The sequence below is a fragment of the Romboutsia sp. 13368 genome (assembly GCF_018336475.1).
Lineage (GTDB): Bacteria > Bacillota > Clostridia > Peptostreptococcales > Peptostreptococcaceae > Romboutsia.
Window position 1 is genome coordinate 974,384 of the sequence record NZ_CP048741.1, and the last position, 731, is coordinate 975,114.

Below are 731 nucleotides of genomic sequence, written 5' to 3' on the forward strand. Positions count from 1 at the left end.
AAGAAAATAATATAGAGATACCTAAAATAAATAATAAGATGAATTATGAATATGAATATAAAGAAGTAATTTTAGTTCAAAATCAATTAACTAAAAAGTTTAAGTTATTATTTAGTATATGTATAGGACTTTCAATAYTATCAATTTTATATGTAGCTGTAAATTATAATTCAATGCCAGATATAATAATAACTCATTGGGGTGCAGATGGAATACCAGATGGATTTTCTGAAAAATCTATAAAAAGCGTATTTTTAACCAATTTTATTGATTTATCTATGGTAATATTTTTAACTTATATATCAATAGAAAGTTTAAAAGCAAGGTTATACATTGATAATAGTAAAGAAAAAGTAAAAAAAGTAAAAAAATATTTAAATGGAATTGGATATTCATTTTTATTTCTTACACTTAGCATACAGTTAATGACTACGACAATACCAGTATTTATGGTTAATCAAAAAAACATACCTATAAGTATTACAATTATAGGATGTATAATACCTATATTTATTTCAGTAGCATTAATTTACTTTTATATAATGTTATCATCTTTAAAATCAAAAGATATAGATATATATCAGATTGAAAATGATGATGAAAAGTGGATGTACGGATTTATTTATTATAACAAAGAAGACCCATCTTTTATGGTAGAAAAAAGATTAGGAGTAGGTTGGAGTATAAACATGGCAACACCASTAGGTAAGYTACTAACTTGGATAATTATT

At 22.7% G+C, this 731-nt stretch carries 1 protein-coding gene; it reads left to right on the forward strand.

Features of this window, described 5'->3' with window-relative positions:
* On the forward strand, window positions 1-731 hold a 731-nt coding region (locus tag G3997_RS03965; protein ID WP_296648456.1), incomplete at both ends, for a DUF5808 domain-containing protein.